This window comes from Aromatoleum tolulyticum, from assembly GCF_900156155.1.
GTDB classification, from domain to species: domain Bacteria; phylum Pseudomonadota; class Gammaproteobacteria; order Burkholderiales; family Rhodocyclaceae; genus Aromatoleum; species Aromatoleum tolulyticum.
The window spans coordinates 85938-104252 of the sequence record NZ_FTMD01000002.1 but is presented as its reverse complement, the minus strand read 5'-3'; the positions used below and the strand labels follow the sequence as shown (position 1 = coordinate 104252).

Genomic DNA, 18315 nt, shown 5'->3' with positions numbered 1-18315 from the left:
CCGCACCGCCGCACAACGGATGCCCCTCGGTGCGGTCTGCGTAAACGCTTCTGCTAGGCCGTGACAGCTTCCGTTCGCATCGCAGGAACGGCTTGCCCATCCCTCGCCGCCGGCCTGATCTTGAACCAGATCGCGTACAACGCCGGCAGGAACACCAGGGTCAGAGCCGTCCCGGCGAAGGTCCCACCGATCAAGGTATAGGCCAGCGTTCCCCAGAACACCGACTGCGTGAGGGGTATGAACGCCAGGATGGCGGCGAGCGCGGTCAGGATGACCGGACGCGCGCGCTGCACGGTGGCCTCGACCACGGCGTCGAAGGGCGCCAATCCCTCCTTTTCGTTGTCGCGAATCTGACCGATCAGGATGAGCGTGTTGCGCATCAGGATGCCGGACAGCGCGATCAGTCCGACGAGCGCGTTGATGCCGAACGGCTGGTTGAACGCAAGCAGCGTGGGCACGACCCCGATCAAGCCCAGCGGCGCACTGGCGAACACCATCGCCATCGCGGAGATCGACCGCACCTGGAAGATGATCGTGATCAGCGTCAAAGCGATCATGATGGGGAAGATCGGCGCCAAGGCGCGATTCGCCTTGCCGGATTCCTCGATGGAACCGCCCTCTTCGATCCGGTAGCCGGCCGGCAGCCTGGCGATAATGGGCTGAAGCTCCTGGAATACGGCGGTGGATACGTCCGGCGGCTGCAAGCCCTCGGCGATGTCTCCGCGCACGGTGATCGTCGGCGTGCGATCGCGGCGGCGCAGGATCGGGTCTTCCATGCGGACGTCCACGGCGCCGACCTGCGACAGTGGAATCCGCTGGCCGACCGCGCCGACCAGGGTGAAATCGCCGATCCTGGCCGGATCGAGCCGCGTGTTTCCGGCCGAGCGGGCGGCGACCTGCACCGAACGGATGTCCTCGCGCACCTCGGTAATGGGGATGCCGCTCAACAGGAACTGAAGCTGTTGGGCCACGTCGCTGGAGCTCAGGCCGAGGCTCTGCAGCCGGTCCTGGTCGAGCGCGAAACGCAGCGTCGGCACGCGCTCGCCCCAGTCGGTATTGACCGTTCGCATCTGCGACGAGGCCTGCATGACGGTGCGAACTTCCGCCGCGATGTCGCGCAGCGTGTCGGGGTCGGGCCCCATCACACGGAAGGCCACGGGGAAGGGCGAGTACGGGCCGAACACCAACTGGGTCACCCGCACGCGCGCCTCCGGCGCCAGACCGTCGGCCACCGCCTGCCGCAGCCTGAGCTTGAGCGCCTTACGGGCCGCCTGGTCGTCCGTCAGGACGACGATCTTCGCGAACGAGGGATCGGGCAGTTCCGGCGCCATGGCGAGGTAGAAGCGCGGCGCGCCCTGCCCGACGTAGGCCGTGACGATCTTCGCTTCCGGCTGCCCGGCGAGCCACGCTTCGACCTTGGCGGCCGCCGCGCTCGTCTGCTGGATCGAGGTGCCATACGGCATCTGGACTTCGACCAGCACTTCGGGGCGATCGGAAGTCGGAAAGAACTGCTTGTTGACCACGCCCATGCCCAGGACCGCGACGGCGAAGGCAGCGATCACACCCGCCGCGACCAGCCACTTGCGCCGGATCACGCCACCCAGCAGGCGGCGGAAGCGCTCGTAGTGCGGGGTGGCGTAGAGGGCCTCGTGCGCGCCCTCGCGCTGCGGGTAGTTCGGGAGCAGCTTCACCCCCAGGTAGGGCGTGAACACGACGGCGACGATCCACGACGCGATCAGCGCAATACCGACGATCCAGAACAGATTGCCCGCATACTCACCGGCGGTCGACTTGGCGAAGCCGTTCGGCATGAAGCCGATCGCCGTCACCAGGGTCCCGGCGAGCATGGGCGCGGCGGTGTGGCTCCAGGCATAGGCCGCCGCGCGGATGCGGTCGTAGCCTTCCTCCATCTTCACCACCATCATCTCGATGGCGATGATCGCGTCGTCGACCAGCAGCCCCAGGGCCAGGATCAGGGAGCCGAGCGTGATCCGGTCGAAGTTCTTGCCGGTCGCCGCCATGACCACGAAGACCGCGGCCAGGGTCAGGGGAACCGCTGCCGAGACCACGATGCCGGCGCGCCATCCCATGCTGAGGAAGCCCACCAGCATGACCACGCCGAGGGCGACGCAGAACTTCACCATGAACTCGTCGACGGCCGAGCGGATATTGACCGACTGGTCCGTGACCTTGGACAGGCTCATGCCGAGCGGCATCTCGGCGTTGATCGCCGCCGCTTCCGCCTCCAGCGCCTGGCCGAGATCGAGGCCGTTCCAGCCCTCGCGCATCACCACGCCGAGCAGCAAGGCCGGTTCGCCGTTGTTGCGGATGAGGAAGGTCGCCGGATCCTCGTAGCCCCGCTTCACCTCGGCGACGTCGCCGAGCTTCAGCGTCCGACCCCGCGCCGCGACCGGCGTGTTGCGGATCGCCTCCAGGTCGTCGATCGCCCCGTCCAGCCGGATGAAGACCTGCGGGCCCTTGGCTTCGATCGAGCCGGCGGGCGTCATGACGTTGCGCCCGTTCAGCGCGGCGAAGAGGTCGCGAGGGGAGACGCCCAGGGTCGCAAGGCGGTCATGGGAGAACTCGACGAAGATCCTTTCGGCCTGCTCGCCGATGATGTTCACCTTCTTGACGCCCGGCACGTGAAGCAGGCGCTGGCGCATGCTCTCCGCGTCGCGCACCAGGTGCCGGTGCGGCTCGCCCTTCGCTTTCAAGGCATAGAGCGCAAAGGTCACGTCGGCGTATTCGTCGTTCACCATCGGGCCGATGACGCCCCGCGGCAGCTTGAGCGCCTCGTCGCCGAGCTTCTTGCGCGCCTGATAGAACTCGTCGGGGACGTCGCGGGGCGGCGTGCTGTCGAGCAGGTACACGGTGGTGAAGGCCAGGCCCGGTCGCGTAAAAGTCTCGGTGCGGTCATGCCAGCGCAGTTCCTGCATGCGCTTTTCCAGGGGCTCGGCGACCAGTTCTTCCATCTCCTTGGCCGTGGCCCCGGGCCAGGCGGTGACCACGGTCATCTGCTTGACGGTGAAGGCGGGGTCCTCCGCCCGGCCCAGCGTCAGGAAGGCGACGACCCCGGCGACGAAGATCGCCAGCATCAGGAACAGGGTGACCGGGCGCTCGCGCACGGCGAGGGCGGAGAGGTTGAACGCACTCATTGCTGTCCCCCGTTCTTGAGGGCCACACTTTGCGCGGCTTCGTGGTCAGCCAGTCGTACCGGCTCGCCTTCGTGCAGCAGATGCGCGCCGAGCACGACCACGCGATCACCCGCCTTGAGTCCACCAACGACCGCGGCCGCGTCGTCACTGAGGCCGGCCAGCTGCACGGCGCGCCAGGTGACCCGCGGCCCCTGCCCTTCGACCCCTTCTCCTTCGACCAGCCATACGCCGGGCCCTTTGCCCGGATCGAAGAGCGCGCCGATCGGGACCTGCAGCGCCGGCACGGAGCGGTCCCGGGGGATGTGGATCGAGATGGTCGAGCCCAGCGGCGCGTCCGCCAGGCGGCCCTCCAGCACGTAGCGCGCCTCGAAGGTGCGCGTCTGCGGGTTGGCGGCGTCCGACAACTGGCGCAGTTTCGCGGCGCCCGTGAGCCCGTTGCCATACAGGGTCGCGCGGCCGGCGGAGCCGACCGCCGGGCGCAGGGTTTCGGGGAGCTCGACGACCGCTTCGCGGCGTCCGGCATGCGCCACACGGACGACCACCTGACCGGCGCCGAGGACCTGTCCCGGCTCCGCCAGGGTCTCCACCACCACGCCGTCCGCGTCGGCGAGCAGGACCGTGTAGCCGGTTTCGTTGCGCGCAACGTCGGCCTGGGCCTGGGCCCCCTTGAGCTCCGCCCGTGCCGACTCGGCGGCGGCCTTGATCTTGTCGTAGGCGGAGGCCGACACCGCACCCGCCGAGACAAGATCGCGGTATCTCGCCTCGTCCTCCGCGGTCTGGCGCGCGCGCGCCGTGGCGGCGGCAACGGCCTCCTCAAAGGCGCGCGTGGCGAGCCTCAAGTCGGTGGGGTCGATGCGCATGAGCGGCTGGCCGCGCTTGACGGCCTGCCCGGTATCGACCAGGCGCTCCAGGACCTTGCCGGGAACGCGGAAACCCAGGTCGCTCTGTACCCGCGCCGCAACGATGCCGGTGAATGAACGCTCGGCCTCGACGGCGGGCTGTATGGCCCCCACGCGCACCAGGGGAATCTGCGTCCGCGGATCGACTGAAGAAGTGGCGTCGCTGCATGCTGCCAGGGCTAAGGGCAACAGACCGACGACGGCGAGGAAGGGAAGAGTACGGCTCTCAAGCATGGCGACCTCCGTGGATGCGAAGGCCTCCATACTCCATCGAGTGACTATTTCTGTCAATAGTCACTCTCGTAATTCTCGAACCGGCTAAGGGGCCAGGCTGCGCAGCACCAGATTGGAAAGCTGTGCCGGGGCCTCCTCGGCAACATCGAGGTTGTACTGGAGCAGGAGCGGGTTCACATAGGGCTGCATGACCAAATCGATGGCATGCACGGTCTCGTCCAGCGGCGTCTTGCGCTCGAACTCGCCGCTCTCCCGCCCTTCGCGGACGATCTCCGTCAGGATCTGCCGGATACGCTCACAGTAGGCGCGGGCCGACGGCCACCCCTCGCCCGCGGAATACGCGGCGATGTCGTACAGCTTGCGATCGTTGAAGAACAGACTCACCCCGGTCGAGACCAAGGTCTTGAACATTCGGCGGAATTTTTCCGTGGGCGTGGTTGCGCCCGCCACCGCCTCTTCGACCGCTGCGACGATGGCGCTCAAGGTCTTGGCGCAAATGGCCTCACCGATCGCCTGCTTGGAATCGAAGAACTTGTAGATATAGGCCTTCGAAAAACCGATCGCCTTGGCCAGGTCGGAGACCGTGGTCTTCTCGTAGCCGTAGTGGCTGAAGTGCTCGCCCGCCGCCTCCACGATCTGGTCTCGGACATTGTGGTCGGCGGGGCCGCGCGATGCGGGGACGGAAGACGGGGTTTGGCTCATGAAAAAACAATACCTCACATGCCCTATCTTTTCAACTAGTGACTATTTTAGTTGACAGTCACACACGAGTGACTATTATGGCCTTTAGTCACCCAAGTTCAACTCAGAAGGACTCTCATGCTCGCCCACCCCCGCTCTCTCGCCCTTGTTCTGAGCGTCGGCGTCTTGACGGGCTGCGCCGTCGGCCCCGCCTACCGGCCGCCCGAGATCGCGCTGTCCTCCACCTTCCTCGGACAAGAAGGTGTCGATCACCGGCAGGTTCAGCACACGGCAGACCTCCAGGTCTGGTGGGCCGCCTTCGATGATCGCCTGCTGATGCAATTCGTCTCCCTGGCCCTGGAACAGAACCTGGACCTCGCGCAAGCGGCGGCACGTGTCGCCCAGTCGCGCGCATCACTGCGCTACGCCGATGCGGCGCTACTTCCGGCGGCCAGCGTGAGTGCAAGCGCTGCGAGAGCCTACCAGTCGGTCGAGACCCCGCTGGGGCAGGTGCTCGACGCCACGCCCGGCTTCGATCGCAGCGGCAGCGCCTACGAGGCCAACCTCGGTGCGAGCTGGGAGATCGACGTGTTCGGCGGTCTGCGACGGGGGCGGGAGGCCGCACGCGCGGAGTACGAAGCATCCGAAGCCGGCGCCGTGGCGACGCGGCTGACCGTGGCCGCGCAGACCGCGGACGTGTACGTCACGATCCGGGGCTTGCAGGCGCGCATCGCGATCGCCAGACAGCAAGTGGAGACCCGCCGTCAGCTGCTCGCCCTGGTCAAGCTCCAGTACGAGAAGGGGATCGCCGCCGAGCTCCAGATGAACCAGGCCGAGGGGTCGCTCACCCAGGCCGAGGCGCAGATCCCGGTCCTGGAAGCCGGTCTCGATTCGGCGATGAACGCGCTGGACGTGCTGCTCGGGGTGCAGCCGGGCACCTGGCGCACGGAGCTGGCCGCAGTGGCGCCGGTCCCGCTCGCGCCGGGCCTGGCCGGGACCGGCACCCCGGCCGAGATGATTCGGCGCAGGCCCGATCTCATCGTCGCCGAACGGCGCCTCGCCGCGGCCAATGCGCGCATCGGCGTGGCGATCTCCGAGTACTACCCCAAGTTCTCGCTCGCCGCCCTGCTGGGCAGCGCCACCGCGATCGCCAGCGGCAACCTCTTCACCGGGGCCGCGAGCCAGACGCAGGGCGTCCTCGGACTGCGCTGGCGCCTGTTCGACTTCGGCCGCGTCGACGCGCAGATCGCCGCCGCGCGCGGCGCGGAGGCCGAAGCCCTGGCGACCTGGCGGCTGGCCGTGTTGCGGGCGACCGAGGATGTCGAGAACGCCTTCTCCGCCCTCGTCAAACGCGAGGCGCAGGTCGGCATCCTGACGCGGGGTGAATCCTCGCTCGCCCGTGCGCGCGAGAACTCGTTTGCCGCCTACCAAGGCGGCGTCGTCAGCCTGATCGAGGTGCTCGATGCCGACAGCAATCTCCTGCAGGCGCGCGACGCGAAGGCACAGGCGCAAACCGAGGTTGCGCGCGCCGCCATTGCCTCCTTCCGGGCATTGGGGGGCGGATGGGATGCGCCGCATGCAGGCAGCGACCGCCTCTACAGCGACCTTTCCACCAACGACCTCTCCATCAACGACCGCAGGTAAGCAAAATGGCCAAAACGAACAACTCATGGGTGCTCATCACGGGCGCATCGAGCGGCTTCGGCGAGGAGTTCGCCCGCCAATATGCCGGGCAAGGCCACTCGTTGGTCCTGGTGGCGCGCCGACTGGACCGGCTGCAAGCACTCGCCGAGGCACTCCGCCGGCAGTACCGCATCGAGATCGTGGTGGAGCAAGTCGATCTCTCGGACATTGCCGCGGTCACCCAACTGCATCGGCGCCTCCACGAGCGAGGCATTGCGATCGACATCCTGATCAACAACGCCGGCCATGGACTGCAGGGGCCGTTCGTGGAAAGCCAGCTGGACGCGGCGCTGGCGATGGTGCAGCTGGATGTGGCGAGCCTGACCGCGGTCACCCATGTCTTTGCGCAGGACATGCGGGCGCGGGGACGCGGGAAGATCCTGCTGGTCGCGAGCCTGCTGGCCTACCAGGGCGTGCAGAACTTCGCCGTCTATGCCGCCGCCAAGGCCTACGTATTGCGTCTGGGCGAGGCGCTTCATCGCGAGTTCAAGCGCGATGGCGTCACGGTGACGGTGCTTTGCCCGGGCGTGTCGGACACCGGCTTCGCCACCGCGGCGCAGATGAAGATCACGCCCGCTTTGAAGCCCCTGATGATGCGGCCGGCCCCCGTCGTGCGCGCCGGTATCCGCGCCTTGCAGGCCGGACGCATCAGCGTCGTGCCGGGCTGGGCGAACAAGGCCCTCGTGATCCTCACGTGGGCGACGCCACGCCGGCTGCACCAGGCGTTCTTGTCGCGCGCGATGAACGGATGACGCGCATTTCCCCCGCCGATTGCTTCCCCCCAACAGGAGACTCATCATGAAATCGATTCTGGCTTTGTCCGGCATCGCCCTCGTCCTTTCCGCCCACACCGCACTGGCCGATGTCGGTCGCCCTCTGGACCCGCACGAGCAGGCGCGGCAGTTGATACTGGGCGTGACACAGCATGCAGCAGCCATCCGCGACACAACGGCAACCGTGGCGCTGGCGCTGACGGATCCGCATGAACTCGCGCGTCAGCGAATTGCCGCGTCGGCCGTGACAGACGTCGCGTCCCGATCCACACCCGCGACGGAATGGCAGCCCGCGATCGACCCGCACGAACGCGCGCGCCGCTCGATTCTGGGAAGCTCCGGTGAGTAGCGGAACCAGCTCCATACCCATACATCAAGGGCTTGATTTCATGACACCACCAACCGAGACGATGAATCCCGACGAAACGCTTGCCCGCTGGCGGGCCGAGGAAGCGGCCGTGCGCGCCCGCCTCCAGACGGCTCCCGGCGTAGCCTCACCCGCCCAGGTCGCCGGGCGCAGCGGATTGCAGATATTCCAGGCACTCCTCGCCGGCGAGATCCCGCCTCCGCCGATGGCGGTCACGCTCGACTTCACCCTGCTTCGCATCGAGCCCGGATTGGCGGTTTTCCAGGGACGACCAGGCATCAACCACTACAACCCGATGGGCACGGTGCACGGTGGCTGGTTCGCGACGATGCTCGACTCCGCCATGGGATGCGCCGTGCATTCCACGCTGCCGGCAGGCAAGGCCTACACGACCCTCGAACTGAAGCTCAACCTCGTCCGCGCACTCACCGACGCAGTGCCGCTGGTACGTGCGGAAGGCCGCCTCGTTCACGGCGGCCGCCAGGTGGCGACCGCGGAAGGCCGCCTTGTCGGACCGGACGGCAAGCTCTATGCCCATGCGAGCACAACTTGCCTGGTATTCGACCAGGCCTTGCGATGACTCTTCAGCAACTGCGCCGACACGCCATCGAACAGCGCCTTCGCGCCGGCTTCGCCGATGCGCTTCACGAAGGTCCACACCCTCATACCGTCAGGGATGGCCTTTTGACGCCCGTAGCGGGTCGATTCGCAGATGTCCGAGGCGATTCGAGGCAAAGATGGGGCGACACCGCCGGAAAAAGCGGCAAATTGCCGCATCAAGGCACGAACACTCAGCACCCTTGATCGACGCCGGGACTGCCGCGCTCGGGCATCCAACAGGAAAGATCAGATCCATGAGGCCAGGTCGGACGAGCGCGACATTTCATACCCCTTACATGACGTTCCGCAGCCACTTGACGCACCTCCCCCACGTGGTGCGCGTGCGCATCGCAGTTCAATCCAGGATCCCCAGCAGCCGCGCGCGATCGACCGCATGCCGGCGGTTCGCGGCGTTGAGCTTGGCCAGCAGGTTCCGCATATGCCACTTGATCGTCTGGGGCCCGACGTCGAGGATGTTCGCGATTTCCTTGTTCGTGCGGCCATGGGCAAGCGCGGCGAGGATTTCCATTTCGCGCGCAGACAGCTGGGCGGGGCGCTGATTGCCGGTGGCGGTTCTCGGTGCAGCGGACTTGGGCACCCAGCCGACGCGGCAGCGCTCGGTGACGCGTTCGATGAAGGCGGGAGATACGCCGGCGGCGTCACCACAGCCCGAGCGGTCGAGTTCCGGCAAGACGTCGAGTGCCGCCGGCCAGTCGTCGGCGAGCACGCGCACGAGACCGAAGGATTCCGCGAGGCTCAGCGCTTCGGCGAGCAGACGCGGTCCTTCGTCGTCGTCGCGAAGGCTGCTTGCACGCACGATGCGCAATGCAATCTGATCGCGCCCGCGCCGCAGCCGTGCCGCGATCTCGGCAGCCTGATCCAGCCCGGCGCATGCGACGCTGTCATCATGTTCGAGCAAGGCGACGCGCGCCGCCGCGGTCTCGCGGATCAGCCGCAATTCCGCCTCGAGCCCGCGATCCTCACGCCCGGGGTCGGTGACGATCGCGTCCAGCCCATTCATCAGCATCCGGCACGACATGAGCCGGTTGCGGATCGCGTGCTGGCGGACCTGTTCGCCGAGGCTCGCGGCGACGAGGCGCGGCTGGCCGCGCAGTTCGCCGATCGCGGCCAGGCTGTTGAGCGCGTCGAAGGCTTTGCCTTCGCTGCCCTTCTGGCTCTCGTAGCGCGCGAGCGTCAGGTAGGCGAGGATCACCGCGTCCGGTAGCGCAGCCTGCTCGATCAGGTCGAGGCGATTCGCGAGCAGCGCGCGCGCTTCGTCCTCGGCGCCGAGCTCCCAGTTCGCCGCGGCGAGCCCCGCCGCGTGGATCGCCGCCGGCATCGAGCGCCATCCCGTCGTGGTTTCCGCGCGTTCGAGCGCCGCGCCGAAGACCGCCGCCGCTTCCTTCGCCTGACCTTCGATCAGGTAGCTCAGCCCGACCGCGAACGCGCCGTAGATCGAATCGTAGAAACTGCGCGCAACGCGGCCGTGGCCGTCGGAGATCTGCTGGTAGTAGCGCGCGCGCTCGGGAAAACCGCTGTGGATCGCGATGAAGGACAGCGTGTTGCAGTAGAGGGGACCGAGCGCGGGGTCGTAGGTGTCGATGCAGACGCGCGCGCGCTGGTAGTCGTCGCAATGGATCGCCGCGGCCGAACGAACGATGTTCGCCTGCAGCACCACCTCGGGCGTCACCCCGGGCCGCGCGAGGATCACGTCGGTGAGCCGTTCCGCGTCCTGCGGCCGGTAGCACAGCGCGCACGCCCACGCTGCGGTGAGCTGGATGCCCTCGCGCCGCGCGATCTCCTCCGGCGGAAGGCGATCCAGCCACGCGAGCACCTCGACGATGCGTCCCTGCACACCGAGGTAGCGCACGCGTTTCTCGATCCAGTCCATCGCCTCGGCGCGCAGTCCGCCGAGGAAGGCGTGCTCGGCGGCGTGCTCGAGCATGTGGTGCGCCGCGAACCATTGCGCGGCCTTCGCATGCAGGGCGGTGCGTTCGCCGGCCGGCAGCTCCGCGGCGAGACTTGCGAGGTACTCGCGGAACAGCGGATGCATGCGATAGACGTCCCCGCCATCGACGGATGTCACCAGCCCGGTCTGCTGCTCGAGCCGGGCGAGAATCTCGGCCGCCTCGACGCCGTCCCCGAACGCCGCGCACAGCCCCGGGTGCAGGGTTTCGAGCAGGGACGCGCGAACGAGCATCGCAACCGCCCGTTCGTCGAGACTTTCGAGCACGAATTGCGAGAAATAGCGCGCCACGTCCCCTGTCGCGCCGGACAGGCTCGCTACCGTACCGGCGATGTCGCTGCGCCGGGCCATCGCCGAAGTCACGATCTGCAGCGCCATCGGCCAGCCTTCGGTGCGCTCGTGCAGGCGCGCGCAGGTCTCGATGTCGACCTCGTCGCCGAGCCGCCGGCGCAGGAAGGCGACCGTGTCGTCGAGCCGCAACCGCAGGTCCTCGGTGACGAACTGGGTGTAGAGCCCGTGCGCGCGGAGTTCCTCGACCGGGAACGGCGGGTCGGTCCGCGAGCTGACGACGACGTGGAAGTTCGGCGGCGCGTTCGTCACGAGGTAGTAGATGAAGTCGATCGCGTCGCGGTCGGCGAGCTGGTGCAGGTCGTCGATCAGGAGCCAGGTCGGGCGGGCGAGCTCGTGCATCTGCACGAGCAGCTCGCTCGCGGCCCACAACTCCGCACCTGCCTGCCCCACCTGGTTGAATGCGCGCGTGGGCAATTCGAGCCCGAGCGCGGTGATCAACGACGCGATGACCGCGGGCGCGACCACCGACCTGTCGTCGCTGGCCTCGATCGTCAGCCACGCGACGGCGGCGCCAGGCGCGAGGAGTTCGCGGCGCAGTTGCACGAGCAGCGACGTCTTGCCGAAGCCCGCGAGCGAAGTCACGGCCACGAGCGGCTGCTCGACGGCCTCGCGCAGCCGCGCGAGCAGCCGCGGCGGGGCCACCGCCTGGCGCGCCGAATGCGGCGGCATCGTCTTGAGGGCGAGACGATACGGGACGTCGGGAACAGTCTTCTTCATCGGCCTTCGGGACGCTTCGGGGGCGGATTCTAGCGGACGGCCGGAGTGCCGGCAGCCCTCGGCTCGTCGGCGCGCACCGTCTCGCGCGCCCGGAAGTGCTCGACTGCGAGCTTGAACTCCGCGATCGATTCGGCGCTCACCTTCGTGCCGCACTCGTAGCAGGTGTCGTTGATGCGGTCGAACCAGCGGCAGCCACACTGCTCGCACGCGAGCTCGGGCGCGCCGGCGGGATTGTGGAAGATCATCGGCAGGCTCCGAGGAAGGCGAGGCCGAGCGTATCGAGGAATTCCTCGTAGCCCGCGTCCTGAAGTTCGAATTTCGTGCGCAGCACGAAGAACATGATATGCCCCTGCCGGATCAGTCGTTTGATCAGCGACAAGGTGTCGCCGGCGAGGCTCGCGCGCATCGCTTCGAGCGCAGCGTCGTCGGCGACGAAGAGCAGATCGACGCGCGCTTCCTGGAAGCCCGGATAGCGCATGACGCCGGCCGACATGCCGTTGCCGTCGTTGGTCCATTTCAACATCGGCACCTCGCCCGCGGCTTCGACCAGTCCGGCGACGTGCTTGCCCGGCTGAATGCCCGAGCCGCTGCGCGGCACGAAGCCGACCGACGAACCTTCGACCATGTCGGTGAAGAGCACGCTGTACCGGTCGAGCATGGCCTGCCATGGCGCGAGCTCGCCGAAGGGGTCCTCGGCGGTAGCGAGTTCATCGGCTTCCATTTCAATCTGCATGTTTGCCTCCGTCAGTTTCCCGCCGGATGCCATCGGCGGGCATGGAAAGGGATTCGGGCGCGATCTCAGGCACCGGCTGGCAGTAGCGCCCGAGACGGTCACGGATGTCGGCCGGGATCGGCACCGATTTCATGGTCTCGAGGTCCAGCGTGACGAGCGTCTGCCTGGCCCGCAGGCGCAGTTCTTCGCCAACCCGTCCCTGCACGTCGAGACCGATGGAGCGCCCGCCGATGCGGGTGACGGTGAGCCCGAGCACCAATGTGTCGCCCAGCGTGCTCGGCCGCGTGAAGGTGCAGTCCATGCGTACCGTCGGAATTCCGAGCCGCCGCCTCATGATCATGTCCGCGAATGAGGTGCCGAGCCCGTCCGTCAGCCAGTCCTCGACAAGCCCGTTGAGGAGCACGAAGTACTGCGGATAGAACACGATCCCGGCCGGATCGCAATGCGCGAAGCGCACGAGCACCTCGCGCTCGAACATCGCCGGGCGCGCCGGAGCGGATGCCTTCGCTCCGACGTCGCCGACGAACGCAATCGCGTTGCTGAGGTCTGTCATCGTCGTGTCTCCTGTGCGCGTGGTCATGGGCTCAATGTATCCACGCGCCGCTGCAGGCGCCCCCCCCACCCGGTATGGCTCAGCTCGTCACGGCGTCTTCGTGAAATCCGGCTTGCGCTTCTCCTGGAAGGCGCTGATGCCCTCGCGTGCCGCGGCCGTGCAGGCGCTGTCGCCCCATGCCAGGTAGCCGATCTCCAGCGCCTCCTCGAACGTCGGCGCGGCAGCGGCGGCCTCCACGGCCCGCTCGAGAATGCCGATGACTTCGGCACTGAGCGGCTGACCGCTGGCGGCGACCGGGGCGATGGGGTCGAGCCGCGCGATCTGTACGGCGCCGTCAGGGATGCCCCCCACCTTGCCGTCCAGCGCCTTCACCCGCGCGACGGCCGCCTGGATGAGTTCGGGATAGTCGCGGGCGAGCCCGTCGACGACGCCCAGCTCGAACGCCTTCGTCGCCTTCAGGCGCTCGGCCCGGCGCAGCATGCCGTGGAACTCGGCCGACGCCTGCGGCCAGCGACGGTAGGGCACGACCATCGCGCCGATGCCGTGGACGATGCCGAGCGTGATTTCGGGCATCTGCATCCATGCGTTCGCCAGCGCGACGATGCCGTGGCAGCGCATCGCCAGCTCGAAGCCGCCGCCCAGCGCCATGCCGTTGATCGCGGCGACGACCGGCTTCTTCATGCGGTCGAGGTGCACGAGCAAGCGCGAACAGTCGCGGGCGTACTGCGCGGAGGCCGGCGCGTCGCCGAGCATGTTCACGAAGCGCCCGATGTCGCCGCCGGCGCAGAAGGCGCGATTGCCGTAGCCGACGAGGACGAAGCCGGCCACGGCTGGATCCTGCTCGAAGCGCCGAATGACGGACAGGATCTCGTCGGTCAATTCGTCGTGGAGCGCGTTCAGGGCTTCGGGGCGGCGCAGCGTGATGACCTTGACGTCGCCGATGTCGTCAACGAGCACATGGCGCAGGAAGCCCTGGTAATCCCCGAGCGGCTTCCGGGCGCCCGGCATCCCGCGCCGCTCGTCGCAGAAGCGCGCGAGCATGCGACCGGCGTCGGTGTCGCCCAGGTCGCGCATCAGTTCCAGCGGCCCCTTCTTGAACCCGAGCGCCTGACGGCAGCCGAAATCGAGGTCGGCCGGCTCGCCGATGTCCCGGTCGAGGATGTCCACCGTCTGCGAGAACAGCACGCCGAGAAGACGCTCACGCACCGTCACCGCGGTGTCGTCCGCGACCTTGACGGGCTTGCCGGGGGGCACCGTCAGCCAGCGGTCGACCGAGCGGAACACCGGCGCCGGCTGGTAATGCTCGCCTTCGAGTTCGGCTTGCAGCGTGTTCGTCTCGGTGATGATCGGGTTGCCGTTGGCGAGGTTCAGCACGAAGAACGGCCCCGCATGCACGAACTCGCCCGCGACGCTGTCAATCTCGGCCGCGGTCGCGCGGTCGAGCAGCAATCCGGACTCGTTGCACCAGTTGTCGAAGATGCGATCCAGCATGAAGCACGCGACGTCGTCGGTGACGAGCGGAACCTTGCCGGTCGTGCAGAAGGCCCAGCGCAGGTATTCGACGACGGCCGGGTCGGTGCGCCCCCAGCGGACGACCTCCACGACCGGGTTGCGCCAAGCCGGCGCGAAGAAGTGCGTGACGGTCGCGCGCTCGGGGTGTTTCAAGTCGGAAAAGATCTGCGCGGCCGGCAGCGAGCTCGTGTTTGACGTGATCAACGCGTCCGCGCGGACCACCGCCTCCACGTCGGCGAAGATGCGCCGTTTCAACGCGAGGTTCTCGGTGGCCGCCTCGAGCACCCAGTCGGCCTCCGCGAGGTCGCGATAATCGAGCGTGCCGACGACCCCGGCCGTGGCCGCCGCGGCTTCGGCCTCGCTCATCTTCCCTTTCGCGACTGCTTTCGCCGCGTAATCGGCGAAGCGCTGCAAGGCACGGTCGAGCGCCGCCTGGGCGACGTCGACGAGGATCAGCTTCAAATCCGGCAGCGCGCTCTTCAGGTAATAGCCGATATCCGGACCGATCGTGCCGGCACCGATTATTGCGACGGTGCGCGGCAGCGGACGCTGCGGCGTGGCGAGCAGAGGATTGGCGAAACGGGTGACCATCAGGGAGCCTCCTTCGGTAGTCTCAAGCGGCGGGCCGTCGGTGCGGCGCGCATCCTTATCGGTCGGCCATACGGCACCGGCCGGCGAACTCCTCTGGGGCACCCGTTCAGGGCGATCGGCGCAGTCCTGCCGCCGTTTGTCTTTTGATGTATACAGTATCCAGTGTATTCATGAAAAAAAGCAACCGCTTCCGGGGCTGCATGACACGGGGCCGTAACACGATCGACGGCTACTTTCAGGAAGACGATGGAGATTTCATCGCAGCGCCGGGCGATTCCACCCCACGCCGCAGCGTATCCACCATGGCCGCGGCGATCTCGTCGGGAGAGCGCCGGCCCTGGCGGTACCAGACGTGAATCCAGTTGAGAAAACTCAGGAGCATCAGCCGCAGCAGGCTGCGGTCGGCATGCGGTGCGAGCGGCAACTCATCGATGAGCCCGCGGTAGACGTTCTCGTAGGCTTCGCGCATCGGCCGGATCTTTGCAAAGAGTTCCGCGTTGCCCGTCATTGCGAGGCTGTGGCCGGTGACGCGGTCGATGTAGGTGCCGCTGGTGATCGCCGCGATGTGGACCTGGCAAACGCGGGTGAGTCGCTCCCATGGATTGCTCGCACTGGTCAACGCCTCGGCGACGGCGGCCATCAGGCGTCGGAAGCCTTCCCCGTGCACGGCGAGATAGAGCTCATCCTTCGACGCGAAATAGTGGTAGATCGACCCGGGCAAGAGACCGACCCGGCTGGCGATGTCACGAATGGAAGTGCTGTCGTAGCCCTGCTCCGCAAAGAGCGCCGCCGCCGCGTCGAGGATCACCTGACGACGGTCGAGCGGCTCGCCGACCGTGGCGGCGTCACCGGCCACGAGCTGCGCGGCGACAGCCCCCCGCTCCAGCAATCCGCGCTGCGTATCGGTAAGCGCCCCGACGCCCTCGCGGGACGACTGCGCGATCATCCGCAATCGCTTCACGGCGGTCTCGAGGTCGTGCTTCTGCCATATGTAACGCACCCCCGACGGGGAAATGGCAAATCCCTCCCGCCGCAGGCGCGCGGAGACCGCGGCCTGGCCCAGCCCGGGCTCCTCCCGCGCGAGGCGGAGGATCGCGGCCTCGACGTCCGGGCCGCGGCGCTCTTCTTCATGGCAGGCATCCAGGCTCATGCGCGTCACCCGATTGATTGGATATCCATCATAGCCAAGCCGTCGCCGTGGCGGCAAACTGCTGCAACGGCTTCCAGCGTCGGCGGACTTCGATCGCCGGATCCGAGAATTCCCGGCGGAAGCTCGTCCCCGTCCGATGACGCAAAGAACACTTTACACCCTAAAAAATACTGTATACAGTACACATTAACTCGAAAGCCGCTGCAAACAACGAACATCAAAGGCTCCAGAAAAATGGTCTCCACGCTTCAGCCCGTCGAACGCCCCCTCGCTCTCGGTGAACGGGTCTATCACACCTTGCGCGATCACCTTCGAAGTGGTCAGATCGTCGCCGGCCAGCCGCTGCAGGAAGTCCAGCTCGCCGAAAAGCTCGGCGTCTCGCGCACCCCCGTACGCGAAGCGCTGCGGCGCCTCGCAAGCGAAGGACTGCTCGTCTCCGACAACCGCAGCTTCGTCGTGCCGTCGCTGACGCTGCAGGACGTCAACGACATCTACGAGATCCGCTTCCTCATCGAACCGGCCGCAATCCGCAGCATCGCACCGCTGACGCGCTCGCCCGAGCTCCGCCGTGGCATCGAGGACGCGCTCGCGGCAATCGTACGCGCCCACAAGGCCGGCGACGCCGCAGCCTTCCGTGAAGCGACGATCTGCTTCCGTGCGGCATGGCTCGCCCTGGTGCCGAATCCGCGGCTCGTGCGGATCGTCGAACAGTACGCCGACCACATGCAGCGCATCCGCACGCTGACGCTCGATGATCCCGAGATCCGCACGATCGTGCTGCGCGGCCTGAATCGCATCTCGTCCGCGCTGGCCGCCGGTGACGGCGACACTGCTGCCACGGCCATGCTCGAACATCTGGTCGAGGCGAAGCGGGCGTTCATCGCCGCCGTCGGCCTCAACGAAGACGGCCCGGCCTGATCCTGCCAGCCGGCTGTTCGGGCGCTAACAGAAAAAATCCCGGAGACCGCAGACGATGACCCGTTACACGGCAGAAATCCCGTACGGTGCCTACTGGAGCACGCCGTTCGCGCGCTGGCAGGGCAGCTTCGCGTCGCTGCACAGCGTTCGCTTCGCCGCCCATGTGGCGAAGAACGAGCTTGCGAAACGGAACATCGACTCGCAGACGATCGACTACGGCGTCCTGGGATTCTCCGTGCCGCAGCAGCACGCGTTCTACGGCCTGCCCTGGCTCGCGGGACTGATCGGCGCGACCCGCGCGGGCGGGCCGACGATGATGCAGGCGTGCGCGACCGGCGTGCGCACGCTGCTTGCCGCGGCGCAGGAGATCGAAGCCGGTCTGTCCGAGGTGGCGCTCGTGGTGAACTGCGACCGCACGTCTAACGGCCCGCATCTCTACTACCCGAATCCGCGCGGCCCCGGCGGCACCGGTTCGTCCGAGGACTGGGTGCTCGACAACTTCGGCTGCGACCCGCTCGGCGGCCACTCAATGGTGCAGACGGCGGAGAACGTCGCCGCGAGGCATGGTGTCGCGACCTCGCAGCAGCACGAGCTCGTGCTGCGACGCGAGGCGCAATACGCCGACGCGCTGAAGGACGACTCCGCCTTCCTGCGCCGCTTCATGACCCTGCCCTTTGACGTGCCGAGCGCCGATTTCCGCAAGATCGCGGGCACGCTCGACGGCGACGAGGGCGTGTCCCACTCGACGGCCGCCGGCCTCGCGAAGCTGAAGCCCGTCATGGAAGGTGGAACGGTCACCTTCGGCGGCCAGACGCATCCGGCGGACGGCAATGCGGCGATCGTTGTGACCACGCCCGAGCAGGCGAAAGCGCTGTCGAAGGATCCGGCGATCGCCGTGCGGCTTCGCGGCTTCGGCCTCGCCCGCACAGAGCTCGCGTACATGCCCGAGGCGATGATCCCCGCCGCGCGCCGTGCGCTCGGCCAGGCCGGACTCGACGTCGCCGACATGACGGCAATCAAGACCCATAACCCGTTCGCGGTCAACGACATCGTCTTTGCGCGCGAGACCGGCGCGAAGCTCGATGCGATGAACAACTTCGGCTGCTCGCTCGTCTGGGGTCATCCGCAGGCACCCATGGGCACGCGCGCGATTATCGAATTGATCGAGGAACTCGCGCTGCGTGGGGGTGGCCTCGGCCTCTTCACCGGATGCGCCGCCGGCGACACGGCGATGGCGGTCGTCATCGAGGTCGGCGACCGGTAAGCGTTGCAAGCGCCGCGCCCCTTTTCGAAGGGAGGCGCGGCGCACGGCAGGAAAGGATCACCGCCTCCCCGCCAAAGGGAGACACGAGAGGCGCAAAAGCGCACGGATGCAGCATCCCCAACCGGATTCAAACGAGTCAGAAGAGGCGCGCAAAGCGTCCGTGACCGA

15 protein-coding genes are annotated in these 18315 nt (G+C 67.4%); 6 read left to right on the top strand and 9 right to left on the bottom strand.

Annotation, left to right across the window (positions count from 1 at the left end):
* Positions 1-53: 53 nt before the first annotated feature.
* The 3 genes from BW991_RS03020 to BW991_RS03010 form a co-directional block, all read right to left on the bottom strand.
* Positions 54-3155 carry an efflux RND transporter permease subunit gene (locus tag BW991_RS03020; RefSeq protein ID WP_076600623.1) on the bottom strand — a complete coding sequence of 1034 codons (3102 nt, stop codon included), beginning with the start codon at positions 3153-3155 and terminating at the stop codon, positions 54-56.
* On the bottom strand, positions 3152-4288 hold the full coding sequence (locus BW991_RS03015; RefSeq protein WP_076600973.1) for an efflux RND transporter periplasmic adaptor subunit: 1137 nt from the start codon (positions 4286-4288) through the stop codon (positions 3152-3154). The genes BW991_RS03020 and BW991_RS03015 overlap by 4 nt, the downstream gene beginning before the upstream one ends.
* Positions 4289-4372: 84 nt before the next feature.
* Positions 4373-4990 (bottom strand): TetR/AcrR family transcriptional regulator, encoded by a 618-nt coding sequence (locus BW991_RS03010; RefSeq protein WP_076600622.1) that lies wholly within the window; start codon positions 4988-4990, stop codon positions 4373-4375.
* Between the two features lie 117 nt (positions 4991-5107).
* On the opposite strand from BW991_RS03010, the gene BW991_RS03005 reads away from it, so the two are divergent.
* The 4 genes from BW991_RS03005 to BW991_RS02990 are packed head-to-tail and all read left to right on the top strand — an operon-like array spanning position 5108 to position 8372.
* Entirely contained in the window at positions 5108-6613 is a 1506-nt protein-coding gene (locus tag BW991_RS03005) for an efflux transporter outer membrane subunit (protein WP_076600621.1), read from the top strand.
* 5 nt (positions 6614-6618) lie between these two features.
* Positions 6619-7404: an SDR family NAD(P)-dependent oxidoreductase gene (locus BW991_RS03000; RefSeq protein WP_076600620.1), complete on the top strand. Its 786-nt coding sequence runs from the start codon at positions 6619-6621 to the stop codon at positions 7402-7404.
* 46 nt (positions 7405-7450) lie between these two features.
* Positions 7451-7774 carry a hypothetical protein gene (locus BW991_RS02995; protein ID WP_076600619.1) on the top strand — a complete coding sequence of 108 codons (324 nt, stop codon included), beginning with the start codon at positions 7451-7453 and terminating at the stop codon, positions 7772-7774.
* A 40-nt stretch (positions 7775-7814) separates the two neighbouring features.
* On the top strand, positions 7815-8372 hold the full coding sequence (locus BW991_RS02990) for a PaaI family thioesterase (RefSeq protein ID WP_076600618.1): 558 nt from the start codon (positions 7815-7817) through the stop codon (positions 8370-8372).
* Between the two features lie 375 nt (positions 8373-8747).
* Here BW991_RS02990 and BW991_RS02980 read toward each other — a convergent pair whose 3' ends face one another.
* The 6 genes from BW991_RS02980 to BW991_RS02955 form a co-directional block, all read right to left on the bottom strand.
* A complete protein-coding gene (locus BW991_RS02980; RefSeq protein ID WP_076600616.1) occupies positions 8748-11426 on the bottom strand; it encodes a LuxR C-terminal-related transcriptional regulator in 2679 nt (892 codons plus the stop codon).
* A 29-nt stretch (positions 11427-11455) separates the two neighbouring features.
* Positions 11456-11671: a cysteine protease gene (locus tag BW991_RS02975; RefSeq protein WP_076600615.1), complete on the bottom strand. Its 216-nt coding sequence runs from the start codon at positions 11669-11671 to the stop codon at positions 11456-11458.
* Positions 11668-12159 (bottom strand): hypothetical protein, encoded by a 492-nt coding sequence (locus tag BW991_RS02970; protein WP_076600614.1) that lies wholly within the window; start codon positions 12157-12159, stop codon positions 11668-11670. The genes BW991_RS02975 and BW991_RS02970 overlap by 4 nt, the downstream gene beginning before the upstream one ends.
* A complete protein-coding gene (locus BW991_RS02965; RefSeq protein ID WP_244551589.1) occupies positions 12149-12712 on the bottom strand; it encodes an acyl-CoA thioesterase in 564 nt (187 codons plus the stop codon). The genes BW991_RS02970 and BW991_RS02965 overlap by 11 nt, the downstream gene beginning before the upstream one ends.
* Before the next feature lie 87 nt (positions 12713-12799).
* Positions 12800-14815 carry a 3-hydroxyacyl-CoA dehydrogenase/enoyl-CoA hydratase family protein gene (locus BW991_RS02960; RefSeq protein WP_076600613.1) on the bottom strand — a complete coding sequence of 672 codons (2016 nt, stop codon included), beginning with the start codon at positions 14813-14815 and terminating at the stop codon, positions 12800-12802.
* 235 nt (positions 14816-15050) lie between these two features.
* Positions 15051-15965, bottom strand: a complete 915-nt coding sequence (locus BW991_RS02955; RefSeq protein ID WP_076600612.1) for a TetR/AcrR family transcriptional regulator — start codon at positions 15963-15965, stop codon at positions 15051-15053.
* Between the two features lie 234 nt (positions 15966-16199).
* Between BW991_RS02955 and BW991_RS02950 the strand changes: the two genes are divergently transcribed.
* A complete protein-coding gene (locus BW991_RS02950) occupies positions 16200-16883 on the top strand; it encodes a GntR family transcriptional regulator (RefSeq protein WP_076600611.1) in 684 nt (227 codons plus the stop codon).
* Positions 16884-16938: 55 nt separating this feature from the next.
* Positions 16939-18147, top strand: a complete 1209-nt coding sequence (locus BW991_RS02945; RefSeq protein WP_076600610.1) for a thiolase family protein — start codon at positions 16939-16941, stop codon at positions 18145-18147.
* Positions 18148-18315: the final 168 nt, after the last annotated feature.